Raw genomic sequence first — 23,166 nt, 5'->3', positions numbered from 1 at the left:
CTATCCATACAAAACCGGTTAGGAAACTGCGTGGCTTCCTTTTTCTGCAAAGAGTTTGCTCGTTGTAACGAGCTTTCACTCTGCAGAACGTCCGAATCGATTGTTCTCTCTGAGCTTTCTTCCGAGCTTGCCCTTGGTTGAAGCCGCAGTATGCTCAAGCTGCATCCTTGACAAGGACTTGTCATAGAAATACTTGTCAAGCAGCTGGACGACCCCAAACGAGTTCATCGTTTTTATTGTGATGCTGACGTTCTTTTTCTCATCCATCGGATCGCTGAACACAATTTGGATGCCAGCCGCCCTGCCAATCGGAGAGTTCCAATATGCGACCTTGTCACGGGGTATTACACATATTGAGCTTGGGTTTTTCCATTTATGGCAGATTATTACGTCCGGATATAGCGTCATAACAGGATCGTTGCTCGTTACAAATGTCAGGACTATCAGGAGTGCAAGCAGGATAAGATTGACCACAATAAAACCTGGCCCAGTCCAGATAAAGAAACCAATTGCCAGCGCGCCAAGAATAAAGAAGCTCCAAGGCCTGTTGCGGACCGATTTGATGGGCTTTCCATCCGCCATGACATCATTAACATCCCAGATATACATGTCACGAGAGTCTATCGGCTTAAATACCTCAGCCGTATAGTCTCCAGGCGTAGCCTGACTCGATAAGATGCCCATTGAGACGCTCCAGCTCCCTCGTGCCTACTACCCCTTCGCGTCAGCTTGCTATCACTTTGCGTTATGTAATGTGCAGACACGCATATCACGCAAAATTCGAATCTAGCAGCACCGATCCTTCGTCCCTAAGCTCGGAATGGTAGTGGCCTTCTGTCGAAAAAATTGCCCTTACTCCATGCCATTGATAGCAAGCAAGGTCTTGTAAGCAACCTCGGTTACGGCCGAGCGTGCCTCAAGAAGCACCTTGGCAAGATTGTGCTCCATAGCATTTGCCTCATACGCTTTGCCGACAGAGCTGATAAAGGCGCGGCGAAGATCGCTGGCGATGTTAATCTTAACCATGTTGTACTTTTTCATAGCAAAGATTGTCGAGTACTCAATCCCAGATCCACCATGGAGAACAAGCGGGCAGGGGCTAACTGCGGATATCTTCTCCAAGAGGGGCAGATCGATTTTTGGGGTGTCCTCAAGACCGTGGACATTTCCGACGGAAACTGCAAGAAGATCGCAGCCGCTCCCCTCAACGAACTCTTTCACCTGGCTGGGATCAGTCTTCAAATCCGCCTCGGATACGTGGTCGTCTTCTTTGCCCTTAATTGCCCCAAGCTCTGCCTCTACCGGCACGCCCTTGCAGTGACAGTAGTCGACCGCGCGTCGCGAGAACAGGATATTCTCTTCAAAGGGCAGCGCCGCTCCATCAATCATTACCGATGTGAAGCCCGCATTCACAGCATTTCTGACATCATCAATCGTCTTGCCATGATCAAGATGGAGCGCAAAGGGGACGCTATAGCTTTTGTCCGCCATATGCACAATAGTAGAGATGTACTCATATCCCGACAGCCTCACGTTTGTTGGCGCGATTTGAATAATTCCCGGCATTCCGGCGCGCTCAAATGCGTCCATGATTGCCAGTGTCATTTCAAGGTTGGTCGTATTAAATGCCGGCAGAAGAACATCGTTCTTTTTTGCGATTGTCACGAGTTCGTTCATATCTACCAAAGCCATAGCGTCCTCCATTTTCAACAACGCGCTTGTAATCTCATGCTCTTTTTTGCGCTACGGCGCTGCTCGTCCGATGGAGCCGAATGCGCGGCCTAAGACTCCTTGCCAATGCAGTACTGATTGACCATATCCACACACCTTTTTGTCAAATCAAACGTGTGTCTGAAGGCAAAGCTCTTTACTCTAGTCTTGTTTTTCAAGAAGCAAATGACATGGGAGGCCTTGGGACGACGGGTCTTGATTTCCACCGAAAGCGAGGAGATGGTGGTTCCTTCGGCGATTCCCTCTCCACGCATCTGACTTTGAGTCAGGCGGGGAGTTGTAACGATTGAGCAGGCGTACACATCCGCCCACTTAATGTACTCTGGAGCAGAAAGTCCCTCTTTATCGCCTGCTATCAATCCGATCAAGCGATTGTTGGGCAGGCAAATCAATTCGCGCCGCTCGTCAATCTGAAGGTAGTTGGCGACGCGCTTCGTCGGCAAAAAATTCACATCGCTCTCGAGTTGGCTCTTGCGCCTGTCGTAAGCAGCCATCACCTCATCGAATGTTTTCTCCGCAATAGTCGTTGTGTAGCTCTCGGAAGCGAGCTTATAGCAGTCCTTGCAAATTACCCCAGTGCTATATTTAAACTTCCTAAAACCGAGCTTCTTTCCACATATATCGCAGGTAGCTTTCTCTCTCAAGAACTCACCTCGCTTCGATCCCCAAGGACAAGCTTGATTGCATCATGAACACGCAAAAACTTTGAATAGACCGATTCGTAGTGCCTCAAAAGCCCCTCGTTGGGATGAAACTGCTGCATTGTATCGACGGGAAGGTTACGCTGCACGAGCGATGAATTGCCCCTCAAGGCGCTCAGAGCAAGGAGTGCAGCCCCAAACGAGGCACTTGCGTATGATTCAGATCGTACCGTTGTCACGTTGAGGACGCTCGACAGGACGCGCATCCATGTGTCGCTCTTTGAGCCGCCTCCGATTACCTTGAGGGCGTCAAAGTCAGTCAAGGAAACCTGCATCTCCTCAGCGAGCTGACATACCCCGAACGCAACTCCCTCCATGACAGCCAACGTCATTTGAGCTCTCGTTACGTCGCTGGTCAGGCCGATAAATGCCCCGGTGAGGGAGGCGTCTCCATAGATTGTCTTTTCCCCGGAAATATGGGGATAGTAGATGAGGGGTTTTCTCGTTGGAGATTGTTCGAATTCAGCTGTAATCTCCGACTCCACCTCGTCAAAACTATCCCTCATCAGGATGGATTTGTTCCACCAACTGAAGCTCAAGCCACAGGCCTGAACGGTCCCCTGAACGAGATTGATTACGTCATTGCCCTGAAGTGAGACCTGAATGTTCTTCCCCTTGAATGCAGGGTCAAAATGGGGGCGTGTGAACATCAGGACACCCGAGGTGCCAAGTGACAATACGGGCAAGTTATTCTGCAGACAACCTGTTGCCAAGGCGGATGCCGGATTGTCTCCCGTACCGACAATGACGGGGATTCCTCGAGACAACCCCAGTGCCTTGGCATACTCGTCGTGTAGTGTCCCGGCAATCTCAGCACTACTCCTCACGTTCGGCAGGAGCGCACGCGAAAGGCCGAGAGCGTCAATCGCCGCATATGACCATTTTTTCTTTGAGAGATTGAATAGCGACGAAGTTGATGCCTCACAGTAGTCCGTCCCAAGATACGAGCCGGTCATCTGGTGGACAAGCCAATCCGGACCAATGAGGAACTTGTACAACCTGTGGTAATTCTCTGCCTCATTCTCTTTGAGCCAAAGAAGGTTCAGAGCGGGACTCCCGCAGGAAATGATTTGAGATAGATACTTCTCTCCGATGTCTTCGAGAGTCCTTCTGGCACGTCCGACCATATCCGAGGTCCTTGAGTCGTTCCACATGATTGCTGGACGGATACTGTTTCCACGCGCATCTAAAAAAACGGTGGTATGCATTTGACCGGTGACTCCGATGCAGGCAACATCAACGGGACCTCCCGACAGAAGCTCGCGCAGACCATCGAATGTCGCATCCCACCAGAGCGCTGGGTCAATCTCCTTCCATCCAGGATGGGGACGAGTGGGCTCATACTCTCGTTGGCACTCCTTCGCCAGCACGCCAGCATTGCTGACAAGCGCAAGCTTTACTGATGAGGTTCCTAGGTCTATGCCGACGACGTATTTCATTCCCACATACCAAACTTTACGATGACCTTATAAGTGTCGGGACGCATCGCCTCGTCGATGGCGGCCTGGAAGTCCGTGTAGTCAAACACCTTCTCAACCAGCGGCAAAGGGTCAATTATCTTCTTATCAATTAGTTGCACTGCTTGATAGAAGGAGTGCACGGTTGGGCTTTCTGCGCCCGTAATCGTCTTTTGCTGAGCGTGCACGGCATTGATGGCAACCGGGATGGACTCATTGGGATGAATGGAGCTGAACAGGATGCAGGTCCCGCAGGGGGCCGTCATCTCGATGGCCTGACCGGCAATTTCCGGCAGCGCAACGGTATCAAAGACCACATCCGCCCCACGTCCGCCCGTAAGGTCCTTAATGGTCTGAATCGGATTGACACTTGTGGGGTCAAAGGCATCACTTGCGCCGAGTTCAAGCGCCTTGTTCCTACGATCAGCCATTGGTTCGCTCAAAAACACCCGAGCACCACGACTGACTGCAAGCATCACGTGCAGCAGTCCCATTGTCCCGCCGCCCACGACGAGGACGTCTTGACCAAACTCGATGTTGGCTCGATTGACACTGTTGACAACGCACGCGAGTGGCTCCGTTAGAGCCATCCTCTCCCAGGAGTCTTGTTTCTCATACCCCACAAGATCCTTCGCATCTGCGGCGACGTACTGGGCAAACCCGCAATAGCCGGAAATTCCATCCTCATTGTGAAAAACCTTGGAGTGAGGGAAGTCCTCGCAGATGTTTTCATTGCCCGTTTTACAGAAGTAGCACTCCTTACAATCGTCAATGATGTAGTTGACTACCTTCTGCCCAACATGAAAGCGACTTGTGTTCACGCGGCTGCCCATGGAGTGAATCACTCCGACATACTCGTGACCGCCAATGCGCGGGTATGAGTAATCGCAGTCCCCAAGGTAGTCACGTATGTCATTGGTGCATATTCCAGCGGCCTTCACCTCAATGAGTACCTGGTTACTTCCAATGGAAGGCATTTCGATTTCCTCGACCTTCACATTACCCGGAGCAATCATTAAACATGCCTTCATGTTGGAATGATCCTTTCTCAAGAGCGTGGCGTAGCGAGCCACCGGAGGTGACCCGTCACGCCACGAAGAGATTGTTACGCGTAGGTGAGAATGCCCGTTGCACCGAAGACGATGCCGACAGCGACAATCAGTCCGATGATCTTAAGGGACGACCAACGCTTGTTGAGAAGAGCGTAAATGCCCATAGTGGCTGCCAGTGGCAATGCCTTTGGCAGCACCTGATCGAAGAAGTCGGCCTGGATGTTAAACGTGGACCCCGAAGTGACGATATCAATGCCGCATGTGACCTTGACGTAGTTCACGATGAGGCCACCCATAACCATGCAACCCATGATGGAGGCGCCTGTTAAAACCTGGTCCAGCTTCCCACTCTCTATGAAGTTCAGCACCGCCTCGCTACCTGCGCGATAGCCAAACATGAAGTTGATGTAGCTAAAAGCATATGCGCCGCCGCAAATGAGAATGGTGTAGAGAATCGGCCCCCATATTCCTGCGCCCTTCAAAGTGAGGTCTATGCAAATTCCTAACAGAATGGGGATGACGACGCCCTGCCAAATGGTGTCGCCAACGCCGGCCAGAGGACCCATGAGAGCAGTCTTGAGATTGGTGATAAGCTCCCCAGGAACATCCTCCCCCATTGCCATCTGCTCTTCGAGAGCAATCGCCAAACCGAGGATGCAGGCACCGAACTCAATGTGCACGTTGAAGAACTCTGCTTCACGCCGCATCACGGCTTTGCGCTTCGATGGGTCATCCTTATACAGGCAGTAGATAATGGGGACGAAAACGTGAGCGCACGCCAGCCCCATCATCCTCTCGTAGTTATAGCAGCATTGTACGAACGTCTCCCAGTTGAACCACGCATGCAAAAGGGCCTTCTTGGTGACGAGTCCGCCTTCACGGGCCATCACGGTATTGTTGTCCTGCGCCATTAGAATTCCTCCTCGTCATCCTCAGTTGCGCCCTCAATGGCTGGGGTAGCTGATCCAACAGTTGCAGTTACCTGCACGTAGATGATGGCAACAAGCGCAGCGATGATACCGAGCGGGAGCAATCCCATTCCTGAGTAGACCGCAAGTATGAAGCCCATGAACAGGAACACGCGAGCAGGCCCCTTATAGATATACTGAAGTGTTATGCCGATTCCCAGTGCAGGCATAAGACCGCCGATAACCTCAAAGACCGTCAGAATTCGACCGGAAACCACGTCAAGGAGTCCCTGGATGTAGGCAGCTCCAAAGTATGCCGCCAACGCACAGGGAATCACAGCGATAACTGCACAGAACATCTGGGGGAACAGCACGTTGGCTCGCCAGATCTTGTTGTATTGCTCGTTCTCGATGTACCTATCGCCAATGTGAACAAAGATCGAGTCAAAGGTCATACGGAGATACCAGACGATAGTTCCAAGAATGCCGATTGGAACGGCAAGAGCGAGAGCCGTATTGGCACCCATATTGCCTACGATCGCATAAGCCGTGCCAAGAATACCCGCGAGCGCCATGTCCGCAGGCATTGATCCACCTGCCGAGATGAAGCCGAGATAGACAAGGTTAATCGTCCCGCCGATTAGCGCGCCTTGGAGGGGGTCGCCAAGGATGATTCCTGTAACAAAGCCACAGACTAATGGGCGCTGTAGGGACCACAGGCCAACAAAGGGAAGGTTTCCCACTGCGAGCCAATAGACAATGCCACACAGCAAAGCTTGAATTGGTGCCATTCTTATGCCTCCGACCTATACTTTTTGATAATTGCATCGTCTACTTCAGTAACCCCTTGCTCGGGAACAAGCTGATAGAAAACGCGCACTCCTTTCTCCCTCATCCGCTCGATTGCATCCACCTCTTCCGGGGAAGCAGATACGTTCTTAACAAAGGGCCGGCGATTCCCCCTGATTCCCATTCCCCCGAGATTCACCTGCCGAATGGGAACGCCAGCGTCAATAAGCTGGGCGAAGGCGATGGGAGACTTAGTGAGAACGATGATGCGCTCCCCGGGCCTTCCCTCTGCGACAAGGCGTTCGGCGGCCTTCTCGACAGTGATAACGAAGACCTTGACACCCGCAGGTGCCAGAGATTTGATCACACGCTTATTAAAGGTGTCAGCGGCAACTCCGTCGTCAACAATCAAGATGCAATTGGCGTTCATTGAGGGAGTCCATGCCGTGACCACCTCCCCATGAATCAGACGATCGTCGACACGAGACCAGACCACATTTCTCATTACTTCCACTCCCTTCCAACGCTGTGACGAACTAGAACTCCTCATTTTCGATTTCGTTTTCGTCCTCAATTTCAATATTGCTTGAAAGAAGCTCTCGAACATCGAGCACGCTTTCCTTCGCAGCAGTTATCGCGTTGTCACAAACGATCTGGCACGAGATTCCAGGATCACTCCTGCAAAGTAGGGCCTCGAGAAGGACGGCGAGGTTCACACCGGTGACGTGGTAGATATCGTGATCACGCGAGAGGTCAGTCACTACGTTGAAGGGAGTACCGTGGAATAAGTCAGAGAAGAAGATGACATTCCCCTCATCTTCCGGAAGGAGGACTGCCTCCAACCTTGTGCGAAACGATTCTGGTTCATCCTGCGGATAGAGACCAACAGCCTCTATTTCCGCCTGTGGGCCGAGAAGCATGGTTGCCGCGCTGAGCAATCCCTTCGCGAAATCTCCGTGCGACACCAAAACAAATTTCATCACTATTGCCCCTCCCCCTGAAATAGCACTAATTTTTCCTGACAAAACCCCTAGGTTTCGCAGTGAGCCACCACACTGATATCGCTCTTAGAATTCCAGTGGTTTTAAGGTGTACATTCCTTCAATTTATGAATTGACTCTATCACATATAATCTTCCAATTAGTACAAATAAGTACATTGTTATTATTTAGTACCAGTGGTATTGCTATGAATGGTAGTTTTTTGTCAGTGAGTGGTTTATATATGTCCTATGAGCCATATAAAGAGGATTCTTCATTATATGAAGCTATATTTATATCATTATTAAGTAATTTTGTATTAATTAATTCAACTGGTCCTATAGTACGAAACCCCTTCTCGCGCCTCGTCCGGTGGTGTCGATTCTAGTGTATTCCTCATCGCCATCCTGAATCTGGCGTATAAATTCAGTTATGCGGGTGTAAAAACCACTTGGTTCTTTTTTACTCAAATTGGTTCTTTTCTAGTTCATGGGAGCTATACTTTTGCTGTCTCTACTATGGCCCTTTGCAAGGAGTCGCTCCTCTCGCGCGGAACGAGAGAGGCATCCGGATGGAACATAGGTAGCCTCCCCTGCTTGAGAGTCTTCTTCTGGCGCCATTGAAAAACAGGCAAAGGGTTGCGATGGCCATAGCTCGCGAAAGGAGCCGGCAGTGAAAATCGACAGCACCAAGCTCAGCGGACAATGCGAATGTGGCACCAACCATGTGATGACAACCCAAGCAGCTCTCATTGATTCAGGCTTGATGTCAAACTTTGATTCCATTATGGACGAGTTCACTATCTCTGGAACCAGAGGCACCATCTATGACGAGAACACATACGATGCCAGTAATCTGACAAGACCAAAATCCCAGGTTGATGTGATTCTGAACCCCACCGGCTTGCATGCGGACGAGCATGCCACCGAAGAGGTCTTGGAGAAGCTCTCAGGTCACCAGGTGGACTATCTCGTTGCCATTGGAAGCGGGACCATTCATGACACGACGCGCTACTGTGCGCACAAGCTCAACATTCCCTTTGTGGCTTGCCCGACCGCCGCAAGTGTCGATGGCTTCTGCTCGACAGTATCAGCCATGACCTGGCAGGGCGTAAAAACCACGATGCCAGGAATTGCGCCCAGACTCGTCATTGCGGATACGTCTGTAATAAACGCTGCACCACTCAGACTTTCCTTGTCTGGCATAGGCGATATCATCGGAAAGTTCACTGCCCTTGCGGACTGGAAGATTACTCACCTCGTGAATGGCGAGCATTTCTGTAAGAGAATTAATGACCTAACCATGAATGCCGTCAACACCGTCTTTGAGTGCTGCAACCGAGTGCCAAAGGGCGACGAGGCCGCAACGGCCAACCTGATATATGCCCTCTTGCTATCCGGCCTGGCAATGCAGCTCATGGGAAACTCAAGGCCAGCCTCCGGTTCCGAGCATCATATTTCTCACACCATCGAGATGGAGCCGCCGAGCATCAGAATCCATTCTTCAGGCTTGCATGGGGAAAAGGTGGGAGTCGGCACGATCCTAATCTCGGAGTACTACCACAGACTCGCCAAGATTGAGGATATTTCAAGCCACGTCATTCCATATCGTCGTTTCTCCGAAGAAGAGCTTCGAGGTTTTTGGGGCAATGAACTCTACGAAGGGATTGCCCAGGAGAACAGCGTAGACGAAATTGAGATGGTATCTCCCGAGATGCTCGTGTCCGCATGGCCAGCCATCAGAGGCGTTGTGCAGGACATTCCCACAGCAGATTCGCTTCGGTCACTTTATTCCAGCATTGGAATGAAGCAGACGCTCGAATCGATTGACATTCCGTCTTCTCATGCCAAGAATCTGATCTCGTTCTCGCCAAGCGCACGAAGAAGGGCAACCTTCAACAGGATAAGCAGAATGATAGAACTGTAGTTTTGCGTGCAGCTACGAGGCGATTCGTCACCTCCTGGCACATCAATTCGTTCCATCTTCGCAGAAGGAGTCTACGTGAGAAGCACGCTCCCCCCTGTCGACAGCTGCCCCATCTCTACCTTTGACGGGACGAAAGTATTCGTCTTGGATATGGATGGGACAATCTATCTCGACACTACCTGGATAGATGGGGCCAAAAATTTTCTCGATCGTATCAAACGAAGTGGGAGGAGATTCATCCTCCTGACCAACAACTCATCGAAAGACCCCTCGAGCTATATCTCCAAGCTGCATACAATGGGCTATGCGATAGGCGATGAAGAAATCATTACCTCGGGACAGGCTGCGACTTGGTATTTGAACAAGCACTATCAAAACAAGCGGGTGTTTCTTCTCGGCAACCAGCTCTTGAAGAATGAGTTCCTTGCAAGCGGGATAGTACTCGACGACATGAACCCCGAAGTTGTAGTCATTGGATTTGATACCGAGCTTACCTATTCAAGTATGACCAAGGCATGCGATTTCGTTAGGTCAGGACTCCCGTACATCGCTACCCACCCGGACCTGAATTGTCCCACATCCAGCGGCTTCATCCCCGACGCCGGAGCGATAATGGCCTTCGTCCAAGCGTCTTCGAACAGGACGCCGGACACGGTGATTGGAAAGCCCAACACGCCAATCACGGATTATCTCATGGAGCGGCTCGTGGAACTGGGATTTGAATCAATCCAGCGTGGCGAAATCGCCATGGTAGGCGATCGGCTCTATACCGATATTGCTGCGGGAAACAATGCGGGGTTCGTCTCAGTATTGGTTCTTTCGGGAGAGTCAACACTGGATGATGCGCAAAGCTCCCCATACCTTCCGAACCATGTCTTCACATCGGTAAAGGAGATACCGCTGAGCATGTAGTGTTGATTAAAGAGAGCCATCCTTACGACAGGGAGGCGACGCCCTGTTTTTTGCACAAACGCAGGAGGGCCCAGTCATCGACAGAACTGGGCCCTCCATTTCCGACCAAAAGTAAAGTGGTGCAGGGCCCCTCCTAGGGGGCATGAGTCCACCCCCGGTGCTACGCCACCCTCCTCTTCCTGTCGAACGCCTCTCCGACGAGCCTCAGCGCCCTGTCGACGCCGCCCGGCTCCTCCGGCAGCGGCTTGCACCCGTAGCCGGGGTCGAGCGACCTGACGCCGATGAAGTTCCTCGAGGCCAACCACGCGTCGTTCTGGTCGCAGCACACGGCGCCCACCAGCCTGACGAGAGAGCCGAACGAGGGGAACGCCTGGACCACCCTCGTGCGGCGTTTGGCCTCGCAGTTCATCCGCTCCTGCACGTTGTTCGTGCGCGCCCACGTCACGTGCTCGCGGGGGAAGTCGAGGTAGGCAAGCGCCGAGGACGCCGCGTCCTCGAGCAGCTCCGCGTCCGGGGGTCGACGGCGGCCAGCAAGTCGCACGTGCGCCGGTAGCCCGCCCTCGCGAGCGCCTCCTCGTGTAAAGCCTCCATAGCGGCCGTCCCTTCCGTTGGAATCGTCTGTGTGGCAACTCACGGTTCTAGGAGGGCGGCGGCGCCCTCCTAGACGCGGACCGCGTGGCTGCTTACACCAAGTTTTGGGACGCGTCCGTTTCGACGCCTATATGCGACGCCAAACAGGGTCTCTTGGGCCCGTGGGGCCTCGGAGGAGCTTGGGAGCCCGAAAGACCACAAAAAGGCGTCATCGGCGCTCAGAAAGCGCGGCCACGAGGCCCTCTCGGTACGTGCCCGCATAACCCCTGCGATCACGCTGGTAAACGCTAGCGATCAGGGTGTCAATGACCAACATCACGCTGGCATCCACCCCCATGGAGGTCATCGGTGTGGAGCGGTCGGCCACCTCGACGACACGCAGGCACGACGTCGCCAATTTGGAGAGCGGGTTATCCGACGCGTCGCAAATCGCCAGAACTGGCACCCTCTTATCGATCGCAGCTTTGGCGACTCCTACCGACTCCGCCTTCTCGCCGGACTTAGAGAGAACGATGACGAGGCCCTTTTCCGGGCCGAGCAACCTCAGGCGACGCTTCGTCTGGATCAAGTCTTCGTCGCAAACCGCGTTTTTGCCCAGGCCGACCAGCGACCAGCACAGGCGAGAGGCCAAAAGGAAGCTCTCCATATACCCATAGCAGAGAATATTGCCCGCCTCGTCGACCATTCGGGCGGCCTCCTCAAGGGACTCCTCCCGATTGCTCGCGATGGCCGCCCTCAGAAGATCGCAATACCTGCCTTCGAGCTTACCCATCACCATCAATGGGCTGTCCTCATCCTTGATCTCGGTGCAGGGCCCATCCGCCGAACTGCTTATGTCCGCGATCATCTCGCCGAACATCGAGTAGCCCATCTTTTTCGAGAAGCGCATGACGGTCGACTGCCCCACGTCGAGCCGTTTCGCAAGTTCATGCGAGGTCACTTCGCCGACATCGTCGCCGTTCATGATGAGGTAATCGGCTACTTTCCTCTCCGCCATAGTGAACTTGGGATACAGGCTCTTGACCCTCGTGGTAAACAGCGCAATCACCGCCTATAGAAATAGAAAGCCGGGGAGGTCGACCCCTCCCCGGCAAAAGTATAGTGCTCAACGCAGCACTAAAGGTCCTCGTCCTCATCAACCGAGTCCGCGGAACACGCACCTTCCTCAAAACGCCCCACACCGTCGGGGACTGATGAGCACAGGCGCTCGGCGATCTCTGCAGTCCGGGCCCCGTCTTCCAGGCTAAGCACCGCCTCAAGGGCCGCGGCAAGGTTCATTCCGGCGACGACCCTGACCGACTCGGACTCATGGGCAAGGAGACAAGCACGGTTATAGGGGGTGCCGCCGACCAAGTCGCAGATAATGACAGCCTCGTCACCATCGACCGCCTCCCTGAGCAGCCGCTCGAATTCATCTGGGGAGACATCGGCAGCGAAGTCAATTGAAGAGAGCTTCTCACCGTCGCCCGAAAGCATGTCGACGGCGGACTTCAGGCCAGAGGCGTAACGACCGTGGCCTACCGCTATCAGTCTCATCGGACCCCCTCCTCGCAGGCAGGCACGCGGGGAGCCTGCTTCTCGAGGCACTGCAGCTCCTGGATAAAGCCAATCAGAAGCCCGCAGGCCGTCGCCTCCTCCGACACGGACGCATCCAGCCCGGTGATTTTGACAACGGCGTCCTCAAGGGTCATAGCCGAACGAATCTTTGCGATCTTCGCCACCTGCTCGTCCTTCTCGTCGGAGAAGAGGAACCCGTAGGCCGCCGCCCGAAGGGTAAAGAAGGGAACGATGTCATGCTTCAAACAAAGCAGCGCGGGCCCCAGAAAGCGATCATGCCGTCCAAGCTTACGCATAGGCTGCCTGACGACGCGGTCAATCCGATCGCGGAAATGGGGGCTCTTGAACTTGTCGAGCATCGTCCTGAAAAACGACTCGTCGGGCACAGGAATACCGTACTCGGCCTCGAGCGCCGCTCGACCTTCTTTCCACGCCCTTCTGGCAAGATCTGCGCAGAACTCGTCGGACGCCACATCGTTGATCGTCGCGAACCCATAGTAGGCACCCATAAAACCGAGCGAGCAGTGGAGGAGGTTCTCGCTCCAAATCTTCTCAGCCATGCGCAGCTCGACGTCGTCTGAACGCTTGAAGAACGACGGGTACTCATAGCCATCGCCGAAGAGGAACCTATCCTCGACCGGCAGGAAGGGCTTGTCGTCCCCCTCAAGGGAGAGCGGCTTCGCGCCAGGCTTGGACGAGTAAGTCATCTTTCGGTTCGCCTTCGAGGTGACCAGGGCAACCTGTCCATCGAAGATTTCGTAGTCATCGTCATCAAGGAGCTTGCGGAGCGCGCCGCTAAAGTAGCTCCGGAGACCGACGAAGTTGCCCCCGAGGATAACGGCGGCCTTTTGACCGGATCCGCTCTTCCTCCGAAGACGGGCCATGTCCGCCAAATCCCGGGCGACGTCATCGAAGGAGGAGGGGAAGACGGCCACCGCGATGTAGTCCGACTCGGCCAGCCGCTTGAGATACGCCTCTCGGTCGGCCTTGGCGTCATAAACTTTGAAGTCGCTGACGCAAGTCGCCTTCGACATGCCGGAATCGAGGTTAGTCTGCTCGACGACGTAGTGACCCTGCTCGCGAAGGGATCTGATCAGCTCGGGATTGATGTCGCCGAAGGCGAGGTCAAACCCGCCCTCAGAGAAGAACATCTCACCGAACATCCCACGACCCGTGCGGCCTGCGCCGATGATCGTGACTTTACTCATTTTCCGCCCTCTTCTTCTCGTGATAGCTGATGGCGATGCAGTCCATCTGCCCCGAGAAAGCCACCGGTCCATACCCCAACGGAATGAACAGGGTCTCCCCCGGCGAAATCGGCTCGCCACACACCGTGCCACCACCCTCCACGCAGGTCACGAAGAGGAAGCTGTCGAAGTCGAAAGACGCCTCGCCGGCGGCCTTGAACCGCAGAGCGGTGTATTCGCCGGGAACATCGTGGTAGACGTAGCGAGTCACGCCACCAATCTTGACGCCCTCCGCACGCTCGGCCGCGAAGGGAAGCTCCGGGAAGCTTGCGCAGGCGCAGACGTCGTCGATGCTGAGCGGGCGGTTGGGGTCGTTGCGGTCGTTATCATAAAAGCGGTACGTGATGTCGCTGTTCGTGCCAAAGGTCGCGCTGACCTTGCCGGACCCCCAGCCGCCGTGGATCACGCCGGCGGGCGTGTGGACGAAATCACCGCCCTTGACCTCGAGCGTCGAGAACAGCGCGTCCCACTCTTTCTCTTCGATGCAGCGCCTGAACTCTGCAGCGTCCATGGGCTTGTGGCCGAAGAGCCATGTGTCCTTCTCGTCGGACTCGTCCAGGGCCACCGCGCCCGAGACCTTGCCACGACAACCCTCGTGCTCCATCGCGTAGGCATCGTCGGGGTGCGACTGGTAAGACTGGAACCCCTCGTTGCAGGTGATCGTCATCCTCACGGGAAACACCTCGTCAGAAGTCCCGAAAAGCTCGCGATGCACACGGTAAAGCTCCGAGAGAGTCATGCCCGCCCCGGTCACGGGGTTGTCGATCTCGCCGGGCAGAGCGAGCACGGAATAGATCGTGCCGACGGTGTCCAGATCGGTCTTCAGCCCGAAGCGGTCAATCAGCTTACGCCCTGCCCACACAAAGGACTTGTACACTGGCTCGATGCGGAAAATGGTTTTTTTGTTTATCTCCATGCTACGCCCTTAAAGGATTCCCACGAGGCCGAGCACGAGCACGACGCCCATGAGGCCGAAGATCATCTTTGTAATCGAGACGCCCTTCTTGGACAGCAGGAACCAGCAGCCGACAACGAGCAGCAGGCTCAGCAGGTTGGGGAAGATGCCGTTGATGACGTCCTGCAGCACCACGGGGGTGGCATCCGCCGAGGCAGCGAAGGACAGCGGGGTAGACACCTTCACATAGCTCGCCGAGAGCGCGCCGATAACGACGATTCCGAAGAGCTGAATGGCAATCTTGATGCGGTCCATCGCGGAGCCCATGAGCGTCGAGACGGCGTCCTTGCCGAGGCCGTATCCGCTATTGAACAGGGCCCGGGCATACGTCCACAACAGGATGGGCGTAGCGATGATGAAGAGGGTCGCGCCGAGCGGGCTCAGAGCGTCGCCCGTGCCGGTAAGCGAAATGGCAATCGTGGTGAGCAGCGGGAGGATTGTCGCCTGGACCAGAGAGTCGCCCACGCCGGCAAGGGGCCCCATCAGCGAGGACTTAACCGTTCGGATCATGTCGTCGCTCACCGGCTTGCCCAAGGCCTTCTGCTCCTCCATGCTGACGAGGATTCCCCACAGCACACTGGCCGTCGTCTGCTCCGTGTTGATGAAGTCGAACATGCGGAGCATGCCCGCGCGCTGGCCGTCCTTGTCGTAGTACTTCTTGTAGAGGGGAATCATATCGTAGGCGTAGCAGTTGCCGTGCCAGTTCTCGAGGTTGCAGCAGGTGAGGTACCTGACCTGGTAGCGCCAGAACAGACGGTCAAGCTCCTTCTTAGTCAGCGGCTCGTCGCAGATAGCCTTCGGGCTCTCGATGGCCTCATTCTCAGTGGCTTTGCTCATTTCTACATCTCCACATCGTCGTCATCGGTGAACACATTTACGCCTGCACTTGCGCTTTCGGCAGCCGTCTCGGGACGCGAGTCAATCTTCCAGTACAGGAATGCCAGCGCCGCGGCAAAGATGGCGATGGGGATGAAGCCCATCTGCATGGAGGAGACCATCATGAAACCAAGAACGAAGAAGATGAACATCCAGTTCCCCACGATGTTGTACTTGAGCAGCATTGCCATGCCCACGGCAGGCAGGATGCCGCCGAGGAGGCCGAGCGCGTGCAGGACGTTCTGCGGGACAACGGCAAGGAGGCTGTCGACCGCACCGGTGCCAAGGTACATCAGGACAAAAACGACAGCAAAGTTCATTGCCGCCAAGAAGACCTGGGGAAGGATGACGTTGCCGACTTCAATCTTCTTGTAGTCGACTTCCTTGATGCCCTTGCGGACGATCCCCGTGCAGACGGTGTTGAAGGCGCGCATCACGTGGGTCAGGTTCGCGGTGAGGATGGAGATCGGCGCCGCGATGGCGAGGGCGGTTCCGGTATCAAGCCCGTTGATGATCGACATGGCCATGATTGGATAGGAGACGACGCCCACGTCGACGGAGACTGCCCCGCCGACCGCGAAGGCGCCCATGTACGCAAGCTGGAATGCAATGCCGAGCTCAAGACCCTTCTGCAAGTCGCCGAAGATCAGGCCGACAAGGAGTCCGCCGACGAGCGGCCTTTGACATGTGTAGCGGCCAAAGACCATGCCCCCGAAGGAGGCAAAGGTGTTCGTAAGGTGATAGAGCAGCGCCACGAGAAGCACTTGGATGAAATATGCCATCTTAGATGCCAGCCTTCCTCTTTGCCTCAGGCCAAGTAAGGTCCGGAGTGGTGAACGCGGGGTTTATGACGAGCTTGACCCCATGAGAATCCAGAAAGTCAAGGGCGTCGATCTGGGAGCGGGTAAGGTAGAGCATCTTTTCGACGAGCCTCGCGCCCTCGCAATTCGGCTGTGGGCCGCAATTCAAAACGCCGTCGAATGTGAAGCCCTGTTCCACAAGGGCGCGGGCGGTCTCGGGCGTCTTGAAGATGACGAGGTAGCGCTTCTTCGACGCGACGGCCTCGGGCAGCTTGACGAGGGCTTTGCTGATGGAAAACCCGAACACGCGAATCGAACCGAGAGTATTCGCGAACACCCTGAGCATGAACTTATCCTGGGCAATCTGGTCATCAATGATGATCACACCGTCAACGGGGTTCTCTTTGGTCACCCTCGTTGTGGTCTGGCCATGCACCACACGGCTGTCGACGCGGTAATGAGCAATCAAACCTGTGCTCCTCTCCAATTCCGGCTACAGTGACTCTGAAGGGCCTTCGATGTTATAGTCGCACAATTCAGCCGGATTTGAACCGTATAAGTCTTTTTTTTCAATTAATGGATGGTTTTTCTGGTTCAGCGGTTGACCATATCTCTCCTTCTTTCATGTAGCGTCCGCACACCAGCGATTGGCGTCAGGGGCCGCAGAAATCTCTGCGGCCCCTGACGCCAATAACCAAGTGAGATTCGCTTGCATGTCTCTGTGAGAGCAAAGTAGACATAAACACCTGTCCCCAATACGGCCAGGAAGACTGCGGCGCAGCGGCGAGCTATGCTCGGAGCCACTGTAGCGGCCGGCCGGCCCCTGGCAGTGAGCTCGCGCAGGGCCGATGCAAGGGGTGTGGCCTACACTACGCCGGCTAAAGGAATCCAGGCCACGCGAACCCAGCAAGGAGAACGCCGCTGTACTACCTGGTATCTGCCGTCATGAGCAGGATATATGCCACATCGCGCGTGAGACGCACCTGGCAACAGGTGCTACCGCACCCCCACCTCAGCCGTGGCGACGAGGGGCACGCCCGTGCCGCACACGTCGTCCACGAGAACGTCTCCCACATGCACGGGAGCCGTGACCGTCGTCCTGTTGATGACGTCCATCACGTCAAAGATGAGTCGCTTGGGCACGTCTTCTTTCGTCTTCACCGAGACGCGCTCGCTTGCGCCGTCCCTCACCACCACCGTGCTCGTGACGGTGCGTGTGGGGTTGGTCACCTCCTTGCGGCCATAGACGTCCCCCCGCCTGCAGCCGTTGCCCGTGACGGACACGACCTTTCCGCCGTCGCCGACCGTCACCTCAAGCTGGCAGCCCATGGGGCAGTTGATGCACGTGAGCCTTCTTGTCTCCATTGCTCGCTCCCTACTCCCGCTCGACGGCCACGGTGACGCTGGAGAGGCCCGGGCGCCCGACGAGGTCTGCCTTGCGCAAGATGACCTGCTCCATCTCGCCCGGCGCCATGATCTGCTTCCGGCGATGCTGCACGCGCTCGCCGTCCAGGTACACGCTCACGTAGGCGTCCTGGCAGACGTCCCCCACGCGAAAGCGCACGGTCAGCTTGTCCGCCATGCGCACGGGGTCGATCGTAGAGGGCACCGTGTAGCGGACGCCCCCCGTGGCGCGCACGGCGATCCTTGCGTGCGCCGCATCGCGCTGGCCGGCGCCGGCAGGGCCCAGCTCGCCGTGCACGAAGGCGACGGCGCGCCTGCCCGCCTCGTCGGCCTCCTCGCTCACATAATCGACGAGATCATGAACGTGCAGGACGTTGCCGCAGGCGAAGATGCCCAGAACGGAGGTCTCAAAGCTCTCGTTGACCACAGGCCCGCTCGTCACGGGACTCAGCCTGACGCCGCACGCGCTCGAGAGCTCGTTCTCGGGGATGAGCCCGCACGACAGCAGCAGGGTGTCGCAGGCGTAGCGCTCCTCGGTGCCCGGGATGGGACGGCGGTCGGGCCCCACCCGGGCGATGGTCACGGCCTTGACGCGCTCCGCGCCCTCGATGTCCACGACGGTGTGCGAGAGCTTGAGGGGAATGCCAAAGTCGTCCAGGCACTGGACGATGTTGCGCTTGAGCCCGCCGGAGTAGGGCAGCAGCTCGGCGACGACCTTGACCTTGGCGCCCTCGAGCGTCATGCGGCGGGCCATGATGAGCCCTATGTCACCGGAGCCCAGGATGACGACCTCGCGCCCCGGCAGGTAGCCCTCGACGTTCACGAGGCGCTGGGCGGTGCCGGCCGTGTAGATGCCCGCCGGCCGGCAGCCCGGGATGTTGAGGGCGCCGCGCGGGCGCTCGCGGCAGCCCATGGCGAGGACGACGGCGCCCGCCTGGACCTGGAACATGCCGTCATCGCGGTTCATGGCCGTGACGACGCGCTCGGGCGAGACGTCCATGACCATGGTGTTGAGCTTGTAGGGAATCCCCTCCTCTTCCACCCGCCTGACGAAGCGGTGGGCATACTCGGGACCCGTGAGCTCCTCCTTGAAGCGATGCAGGCCGAAGCCGTTGTGGATGCACTGGTTGAGGATGCCGCCCAAGCAGTTGTCGCGCTCGAGGACGAGGATGGAGTCGCATCCCTCCTCATGGGCGGCGACGGCGGCGGAGAGGCCCGCCGGCCCGCCACCGATGATGACGACGTCCACGCTCCTCAGGTCGTTGCTGCCGCTCATTGCCCCTGGACCTCCTTCGTGCGCCCCACCACGATCCTCGAGGCGCCGCCTCTCTTGCCAATCTCCTCCAAAGGCAGCCCCAGCTCGCGCGAGAGGATGTCCATGACGCGAGGGCTGCAGAAGCCTGCCTGGCAGCGACCGGCGCCGGCGCGGACCCTCCGCTTGACGCCGTCGAGGTCGCGCGCTCCCAGGGGCCTGCGGATGGCGTCCAGGATCTCGCCCTCGCTCACCGACTCGCAGCGGCAGACGATCTGCCCATAGGCCGGCTCACGCCTGATGAGCTCGTTTCTCTCCGCAAGGGTGAGCAGGGAGGGGTCGACGGTCCCCGTACGCGTTTGCACCCAGGCGTCCTTGGGTGAAAGCCCCAGGTCGTCCTTGACCATGCCGCCCAGGTACTCCCCAATGGCGGGAGCGCTCGTGAGACCTGGCGACTCTATGCCCGCGCAGTCATAGAAGCCCGGGGCGCCCTCCACGTGCCCCAGGACGAACTCGTGGCGGTCCTCGTGGGCGCGCAGGCCCGCAAAGCTCGTGATGACCTGGCGCAGCGGCAGGTCACGAAGGTTCTCTGAGGCCTTCTCGCGAATCGTGTCCAGGCCAACCTGCGTCGTCTCGACGTCGTCGCGCTGGTCATCCGCCAAGTCGAGGGCCGTCGGGCCCACGAGGGTGTTGCCGTCCACCGTAGGCGTCACGAGCACGCCCTTGCCCAGTTCGGTGGGTTGGGGAAAGACCACGTGGCGCACGTAGCCGGCGGTCGTGCGGTCGAGCAGGAAGTACTCGCCGCGTCGGGGCGTGATGTGAATCCTGGTCGCCGACACCATGTTGTGAAGGCGGTCCGCATACACGCCGGCGGCGTTGACGACGGCGCGGGCGCGGTATTCGCCGTTGTTCGTGCGAATGTGCCAGACGCCGCCCTCGTCCTGCCAGAGCCTCTCGGCGCGGGTGTTGAAGTGAAAGTCCACGCCGTTGGTGAAGGCGTTCTCGGCCAGGGCGATGTTGAGGAGGAACACGTTGATGATTCCCGCCGAGGGGGCCCAGAGGGCGCCGACGACCGCATCGGTCAGCTGCGGCTCCATCGCGCGGGCCTCGTCGCCCGAGATGATCTTGAGCCCGGGGACCCCGTTGGCGGCCCCTCGCTCAAAGAGGTCCCTGAGGCCGCCCAGCCGCTCCTTGCTCGTGCAGACGAGAAGCGACCCCGTGCGCTCAAAGGGAACGTCGAGGTCACGTGCGAGCGGCTCCATCATCTCGTTGCCCCGGACGTTCATCCGGGCCATCATCGAGCCGGGCATGCAGTCGTACCCCGCGTGGACGATGGCGCTGTTGGCCTTTGAGGTCCCGCAGCACACGTCGTCGGCGCGGTCCATGACCAGGACATCCGCCTCGTAGCGCGAGAGCTCGCGCGCGACGGCAGACCCCGACACGCCAGCGCCGATGACGATTACGTCGTACGTCATTCGCTCGTCCCTTCCCCGTCCATTGCCCTGTCCTTCCATTCGTCAGAGCCGGTCCTCCTCGGCCCAGCCCCTCGTTGACGCAACCGCCTTATGCCAGCCCCCCAGGACCGTCCGGCGCCAGGCGTCCGTCCGCCCCGGGGCGAACTCCCTCTCGTGGGAGGTGCTCGCGGCGACGTCCGTCACCGACTCCCAGAACCCCACGGCGAGCCCGGCAAGGTACGCGGCGCCCAGCGCCGTCGTCTCGACGCAGGAGGGCCTTCTCACCGGGGCGTCGATGACGTCGGCCTGAAACTGCATGAGGAAGTCGTTCTTGCAGGCCCCACCGTCAACCTTCAGGGCCGAGAGGTGGATGTGCGAGTCAAGCTCCATGGCCCGCAGGACGTCGCAGGTCTGAAACGCGAGGGACTCGAGGGTCGCCCGGATGACGTGGTACTTGTTGGTGCCGCGCGAGAGGCCCACGATGGCGCCGCGGGCGAAGGGGTCCCAGTACGGGGCTCCCAGCCCCGTGAAGGCGGGCACCACGTAGCAGCCGTTGGTGTCTGCCACCCGCGTGGCAAAGTACTCGGAGTCGGCCGCAGAGTCGATGACTCTCAGCTCGTCGCGCAGCCACTGGACGGCGGCGCCCGCCACGTACACCGAGCCCTCCAGGGCGTAGCTGACCGTGCCATCCAGGCCCCAGGCGATGGTCGTGAGCAGTCCGTTCTTTGAGTAGATGGGTGTTTCTCCCGTGTTCATGAGCATGAAGCAGCCCGTGCCGTAGGTGTTCTTTGCCTGGCCGGGCTCAAAGCAGGCCTGCCCAAAGAGCGCCGCCTGCTGGTCGCCCGCCGCGCCGGCAAGGGGAAGCGCCCTGCCAAGGAACTCGGGGTCGGTCATGCCATAGACGCAGCTTGATGGCCTGACCTCGGGAAGCAGCGACAGGGGCACGCCCAGGGCCTCGCAGAGCCCCTCGTCCCAGGCGAGCGTGTTGATGTTGAACAGCAGGGTGCGCGAGGCGTTGGAATAGTCCGTCACGTGCACGCGACCCTTGGTGAGCTTGAAGATGAGCCAGGAGTCCACGGTGCCAAAGCAGAGCTCGCCCGCGTCGGCCCGCTCGCGCGCGCCCTCCACGTTGTCCAAGATCCAACGGATCTTGGTGCCCGAGAAGTACGGGTCCATGACGAGTCCCGTCTTGGCGCGAAACTCCTCGACGAGCTCGGGACGCTCCTCCTTGAGCCTCTCCGTGAACTCCGCCGTGCGTCGGCACTGCCACACGATGGCATGGCACACGGGCTGACCGGTGGCGCGGTCCCAGACGACGGTGGTCTCGCGTTGGTTCGTGATGCCTATGGCGGCCACGTCCTCAGGCGCCGCACCGATGTTTGACAGCGCCTGACGGGCCACGGAGAGCTGGGTCTGCCAGATCTCGTTGGCGTCATGCTCCACCCAGCCCGGCTCGGGGAAGTACTGGGTGAACTCGCGCTGCGCCATGGAGCACACCCTGCCCTCATGGTCAAACAGTATGCAGCGGCTGCTCGTCGTGCCTGCGTCCAGGGCCATGATGTAGCGAGTCATGTCATCTCCCTCTCTCTGGGCGGCCGCCTAGGCGGACCACACGTCCTGGTTGGTGGTGGATACCGACACGCACCCGCTCTTGAGGGCGCTCGTCACCTGGCGCCTGTCCGAAAGCAGGCCGCCCGCCATGACGGGCACCTTGGAGACCCGCACGATCTCGCGATAGACCTCGGGCATGAGGACGGCGGGCAGCACCTCGATGAGGTCGGGCTGCACGTCTCGACGTGCCTGACGTATGACGTTCTCAAAGGCGATGGAGTCAATCATGAAGAAGCGCAGCATCGTGTTGAGCCCCAGCTCCCGGGCGCGGAGGATGAGGGAGGGATGGGTGGAGATGATGCCGTCCGCCTGGGTGCCCTCCTTGATGAAGTCACAGACGATGGGTTGGGCCGTGAGTCCCACGATGCGGTCAACGTGGACCATGGCGATCTTTCCCGCCGCCTTGACGCGCCGAACGACGTCGGCGATCGTGCAGGCGTCCCCGTAGAGGACGAAGATGATGCCGCTCGACGACGCAAGCGCCTTCCCGAGGCTCTCGTCATCCTTCACGGCTGCGATGACGGGATTCTTGCGTACCTCGGCGACAAAGTCAGCCGTTCTCATGTCTGCTCTCCCCGCTCTGTCGTGTCACGCGCGGCGCTCGCGCACTCCTGCCACCAGACCTGCCGCGCTGGTCGTCCCCGGAAGCTCGATAGAGAAAAAAGAGCATGACCGGATGTGGCTCACCGCCGTACATCCAAGCCATGCTCGTCGTCTCATGTGGCTCGCGTCTCTGAGGTTGGTGCCCCGCCGCAGGGCAGGACTTCCTTAGGATAGCGCACTTTCCTGCGGAAGAGGGACCCGACCGCTCAGTGCTGCGCGTTCTCGGCGGGCGGCAGGTCGCTCACACCAGCTCGCAGCTGGGATGCGCGCATCCCGTCATACGGCCGTCCTGCCAGGCCAAGGCCGTCTGCCAGGCTCAGGCCATCGCGCCAGGCCTTTGTCCTCGAGGCGCGTATCATG

At 57.8% G+C, this 23,166-nt stretch carries 23 protein-coding genes and 1 pseudogene; 2 read left to right on the top strand and 22 right to left on the bottom strand.

Annotated elements, in window-relative coordinates; all coding sequences use genetic code 11:
- Positions 1 to 75: 75 nt before the first annotated feature.
- The 9 genes from BN3001_RS07070 to BN3001_RS07030 form a co-directional block, all read right to left on the bottom strand.
- Complete coding sequence (locus BN3001_RS07070; protein ID WP_058271047.1) at positions 76 to 684, bottom strand: hypothetical protein; 609 nt, start codon at positions 682 to 684, stop codon at positions 76 to 78.
- 168 nt (positions 685 to 852) lie between these two features.
- Positions 853 to 1,692, bottom strand: a complete 840-nt coding sequence (locus BN3001_RS07065) for a class II aldolase (protein ID WP_058271285.1) — start codon at positions 1,690 to 1,692, stop codon at positions 853 to 855.
- Between the two features lie 89 nt (positions 1,693 to 1,781).
- Entirely contained in the window at positions 1,782 to 2,375 is a 594-nt protein-coding gene (locus BN3001_RS07060) for a DUF4428 domain-containing protein (protein WP_058271046.1), read from the bottom strand.
- On the bottom strand, positions 2,372 to 3,871 hold the full coding sequence (locus tag BN3001_RS07055) for a xylulokinase (protein WP_070638520.1): 1,500 nt from the start codon (positions 3,869 to 3,871) through the stop codon (positions 2,372 to 2,374). The genes BN3001_RS07060 and BN3001_RS07055 overlap by 4 nt, the downstream gene beginning before the upstream one ends.
- On the bottom strand, positions 3,868 to 4,920 hold the full coding sequence (locus BN3001_RS07050) for a zinc-dependent alcohol dehydrogenase (protein ID WP_058271044.1): 1,053 nt from the start codon (positions 4,918 to 4,920) through the stop codon (positions 3,868 to 3,870). Before BN3001_RS07050 ends, BN3001_RS07055 begins: the two co-directional genes overlap by 4 nt.
- A gap of 74 nt (positions 4,921 to 4,994) precedes the next feature.
- The gene (locus BN3001_RS07045) at positions 4,995 to 5,852 is read right to left on the bottom strand and encodes a PTS system mannose/fructose/sorbose family transporter subunit IID (RefSeq protein ID WP_235815075.1); all 858 of its coding nucleotides are present in this window, start codon (positions 5,850 to 5,852) and stop codon (positions 4,995 to 4,997) included.
- The gene (locus tag BN3001_RS07040; RefSeq protein ID WP_058271043.1) at positions 5,852 to 6,640 is read right to left on the bottom strand and encodes a PTS mannose/fructose/sorbose/N-acetylgalactosamine transporter subunit IIC; all 789 of its coding nucleotides are present in this window, start codon (positions 6,638 to 6,640) and stop codon (positions 5,852 to 5,854) included. The genes BN3001_RS07045 and BN3001_RS07040 overlap by 1 nt, the downstream gene beginning before the upstream one ends.
- 2 nt (positions 6,641 to 6,642) lie before the next feature.
- Entirely contained in the window at positions 6,643 to 7,143 is a 501-nt protein-coding gene (locus BN3001_RS07035) for a PTS sugar transporter subunit IIB (protein ID WP_058271042.1), read from the bottom strand.
- A 31-nt stretch (positions 7,144 to 7,174) separates the two neighbouring features.
- Entirely contained in the window at positions 7,175 to 7,618 is a 444-nt protein-coding gene (locus tag BN3001_RS07030; protein ID WP_058271041.1) for a PTS sugar transporter subunit IIA, read from the bottom strand.
- Between the two features lie 672 nt (positions 7,619 to 8,290).
- Here BN3001_RS07030 and BN3001_RS07025 point away from each other — a divergent pair.
- Together BN3001_RS07025 and BN3001_RS07020 are read left to right on the top strand one after the other, a co-directional pair.
- Entirely contained in the window at positions 8,291 to 9,544 is a 1,254-nt protein-coding gene (locus tag BN3001_RS07025; RefSeq protein ID WP_058271040.1) for a sn-glycerol-1-phosphate dehydrogenase, read from the top strand.
- A 75-nt stretch (positions 9,545 to 9,619) separates the two neighbouring features.
- Positions 9,620 to 10,456 carry an HAD-IIA family hydrolase gene (locus BN3001_RS07020; protein ID WP_197407471.1) on the top strand — a complete coding sequence of 279 codons (837 nt, stop codon included), beginning with the start codon at positions 9,620 to 9,622 and terminating at the stop codon, positions 10,454 to 10,456.
- Positions 10,457 to 10,616: 160 nt separating this feature from the next.
- Here BN3001_RS07020 and BN3001_RS07015 read toward each other — a convergent pair.
- From BN3001_RS07015 to BN3001_RS06955, 13 genes and pseudogenes are all read right to left on the bottom strand, one after another.
- Positions 10,617 to 11,062: pseudogene (locus BN3001_RS07015) on the bottom strand (transposase); the annotation flags it as partial.
- Between the two features lie 193 nt (positions 11,063 to 11,255).
- Entirely contained in the window at positions 11,256 to 12,095 is an 840-nt protein-coding gene (locus BN3001_RS07010) for a MurR/RpiR family transcriptional regulator (RefSeq protein WP_058271038.1), read from the bottom strand.
- Between the two features lie 68 nt (positions 12,096 to 12,163).
- Entirely contained in the window at positions 12,164 to 12,583 is a 420-nt protein-coding gene (locus tag BN3001_RS07005; protein WP_058271037.1) for a PTS sugar transporter subunit IIA, read from the bottom strand.
- Positions 12,580 to 13,812: a mannitol dehydrogenase family protein gene (locus BN3001_RS07000; RefSeq protein ID WP_058271036.1), complete on the bottom strand. Its 1,233-nt coding sequence runs from the start codon at positions 13,810 to 13,812 to the stop codon at positions 12,580 to 12,582. Before BN3001_RS07000 ends, BN3001_RS07005 begins: the two co-directional genes overlap by 4 nt.
- Entirely contained in the window at positions 13,805 to 14,767 is a 963-nt protein-coding gene (locus BN3001_RS06995; RefSeq protein ID WP_058271035.1) for a class I mannose-6-phosphate isomerase, read from the bottom strand. Before BN3001_RS06995 ends, BN3001_RS07000 begins: the two co-directional genes overlap by 8 nt.
- 9 nt (positions 14,768 to 14,776) lie before the next feature.
- Positions 14,777 to 15,643: a PTS system mannose/fructose/sorbose family transporter subunit IID gene (locus tag BN3001_RS06990; protein ID WP_058271034.1), complete on the bottom strand. Its 867-nt coding sequence runs from the start codon at positions 15,641 to 15,643 to the stop codon at positions 14,777 to 14,779.
- 2 nt (positions 15,644 to 15,645) lie between these two features.
- Positions 15,646 to 16,464: a PTS sugar transporter subunit IIC gene (locus BN3001_RS06985; protein WP_058271033.1), complete on the bottom strand. Its 819-nt coding sequence runs from the start codon at positions 16,462 to 16,464 to the stop codon at positions 15,646 to 15,648.
- A gap of 1 nt (position 16,465) precedes the next feature.
- Positions 16,466 to 16,951: a PTS sugar transporter subunit IIB gene (locus BN3001_RS06980; protein WP_058271032.1), complete on the bottom strand. Its 486-nt coding sequence runs from the start codon at positions 16,949 to 16,951 to the stop codon at positions 16,466 to 16,468.
- A gap of 527 nt (positions 16,952 to 17,478) precedes the next feature.
- Positions 17,479 to 17,847 carry a DUF1667 domain-containing protein gene (locus BN3001_RS06975; RefSeq protein ID WP_058271031.1) on the bottom strand — a complete coding sequence of 123 codons (369 nt, stop codon included), beginning with the start codon at positions 17,845 to 17,847 and terminating at the stop codon, positions 17,479 to 17,481.
- A 10-nt stretch (positions 17,848 to 17,857) separates the two neighbouring features.
- Positions 17,858 to 19,162, bottom strand: coding sequence for an NAD(P)/FAD-dependent oxidoreductase (locus tag BN3001_RS06970; protein WP_197407470.1), 1,305 nt, complete (start codon positions 19,160 to 19,162; stop codon positions 17,858 to 17,860).
- Positions 19,159 to 20,613, bottom strand: coding sequence for an NAD(P)/FAD-dependent oxidoreductase (locus tag BN3001_RS06965; protein ID WP_058271030.1), 1,455 nt, complete (start codon positions 20,611 to 20,613; stop codon positions 19,159 to 19,161). Before BN3001_RS06965 ends, BN3001_RS06970 begins: the two co-directional genes overlap by 4 nt.
- 42 nt (positions 20,614 to 20,655) lie before the next feature.
- Entirely contained in the window at positions 20,656 to 22,164 is a 1,509-nt protein-coding gene (glpK, locus tag BN3001_RS06960) for a glycerol kinase GlpK (RefSeq protein WP_058271029.1), read from the bottom strand.
- Positions 22,165 to 22,191: 27 nt separating this feature from the next.
- A complete protein-coding gene (locus BN3001_RS06955; protein WP_058271028.1) occupies positions 22,192 to 22,767 on the bottom strand; it encodes a glycerol-3-phosphate responsive antiterminator in 576 nt (191 codons plus the stop codon).
- Positions 22,768 to 23,166 lie beyond the last annotated feature (399 nt).

Source organism: Olsenella massiliensis, from assembly GCF_001457795.1.
In the GTDB taxonomy this organism is placed as follows: domain Bacteria; phylum Actinomycetota; class Coriobacteriia; order Coriobacteriales; family Atopobiaceae; genus Olsenella_F; species Olsenella_F massiliensis.
The sequence above is the reverse complement of the archived record's forward strand: the minus strand, read 5'-3'. Positions and strand labels throughout refer to the sequence as shown.

Coding starts and splice junctions, on each gene's coding strand:
- BN3001_RS07070 (WP_058271047.1), bottom strand. CDS start 684: ATGGGCATCTTATCGAGTCAGGCTACGCCTGGAGACTATACGGCTGAG.
- BN3001_RS07065 (WP_058271285.1), bottom strand. CDS start 1,692: ATGGCTTTGGTAGATATGAACGAACTCGTGACAATCGCAAAAAAGAAC.
- BN3001_RS07055 (WP_070638520.1), bottom strand. CDS start 3,871: ATGAAATACGTCGTCGGCATAGACCTAGGAACCTCATCAGTAAAGCTT.
- BN3001_RS07050 (WP_058271044.1), bottom strand. CDS start 4,920: ATGAAGGCATGTTTAATGATTGCTCCGGGTAATGTGAAGGTCGAGGAA.
- BN3001_RS07045 (WP_235815075.1), bottom strand. CDS start 5,852: ATGGCGCAGGACAACAATACCGTGATGGCCCGTGAAGGCGGACTCGTC.
- BN3001_RS07040 (WP_058271043.1), bottom strand. CDS start 6,640: ATGGCACCAATTCAAGCTTTGCTGTGTGGCATTGTCTATTGGCTCGCA.
- BN3001_RS07035 (WP_058271042.1), bottom strand. CDS start 7,143: ATGAGAAATGTGGTCTGGTCTCGTGTCGACGATCGTCTGATTCATGGG.
- BN3001_RS07030 (WP_058271041.1), bottom strand. CDS start 7,618: ATGAAATTTGTTTTGGTGTCGCACGGAGATTTCGCGAAGGGATTGCTC.
- BN3001_RS07005 (WP_058271037.1), bottom strand. CDS start 12,583: ATGAGACTGATAGCGGTAGGCCACGGTCGTTACGCCTCTGGCCTGAAG.
- BN3001_RS07000 (WP_058271036.1), bottom strand. CDS start 13,812: ATGAGTAAAGTCACGATCATCGGCGCAGGCCGCACGGGTCGTGGGATG.
- BN3001_RS06995 (WP_058271035.1), bottom strand. CDS start 14,767: ATGGAGATAAACAAAAAAACCATTTTCCGCATCGAGCCAGTGTACAAG.
- BN3001_RS06990 (WP_058271034.1), bottom strand. CDS start 15,643: ATGAGCAAAGCCACTGAGAATGAGGCCATCGAGAGCCCGAAGGCTATC.
- BN3001_RS06985 (WP_058271033.1), bottom strand. CDS start 16,464: ATGGCATATTTCATCCAAGTGCTTCTCGTGGCGCTGCTCTATCACCTT.
- BN3001_RS06975 (WP_058271031.1), bottom strand. CDS start 17,847: ATGGAGACAAGAAGGCTCACGTGCATCAACTGCCCCATGGGCTGCCAG.
- BN3001_RS06970 (WP_197407470.1), bottom strand. CDS start 19,162: ATGAGCGGCAGCAACGACCTGAGGAGCGTGGACGTCGTCATCATCGGT.
- BN3001_RS06965 (WP_058271030.1), bottom strand. CDS start 20,613: ATGACGTACGACGTAATCGTCATCGGCGCTGGCGTGTCGGGGTCTGCC.
- glpK (WP_058271029.1), bottom strand. CDS start 22,164: ATGACTCGCTACATCATGGCCCTGGACGCAGGCACGACGAGCAGCCGC.
- BN3001_RS06955 (WP_058271028.1), bottom strand. CDS start 22,767: ATGAGAACGGCTGACTTTGTCGCCGAGGTACGCAAGAATCCCGTCATC.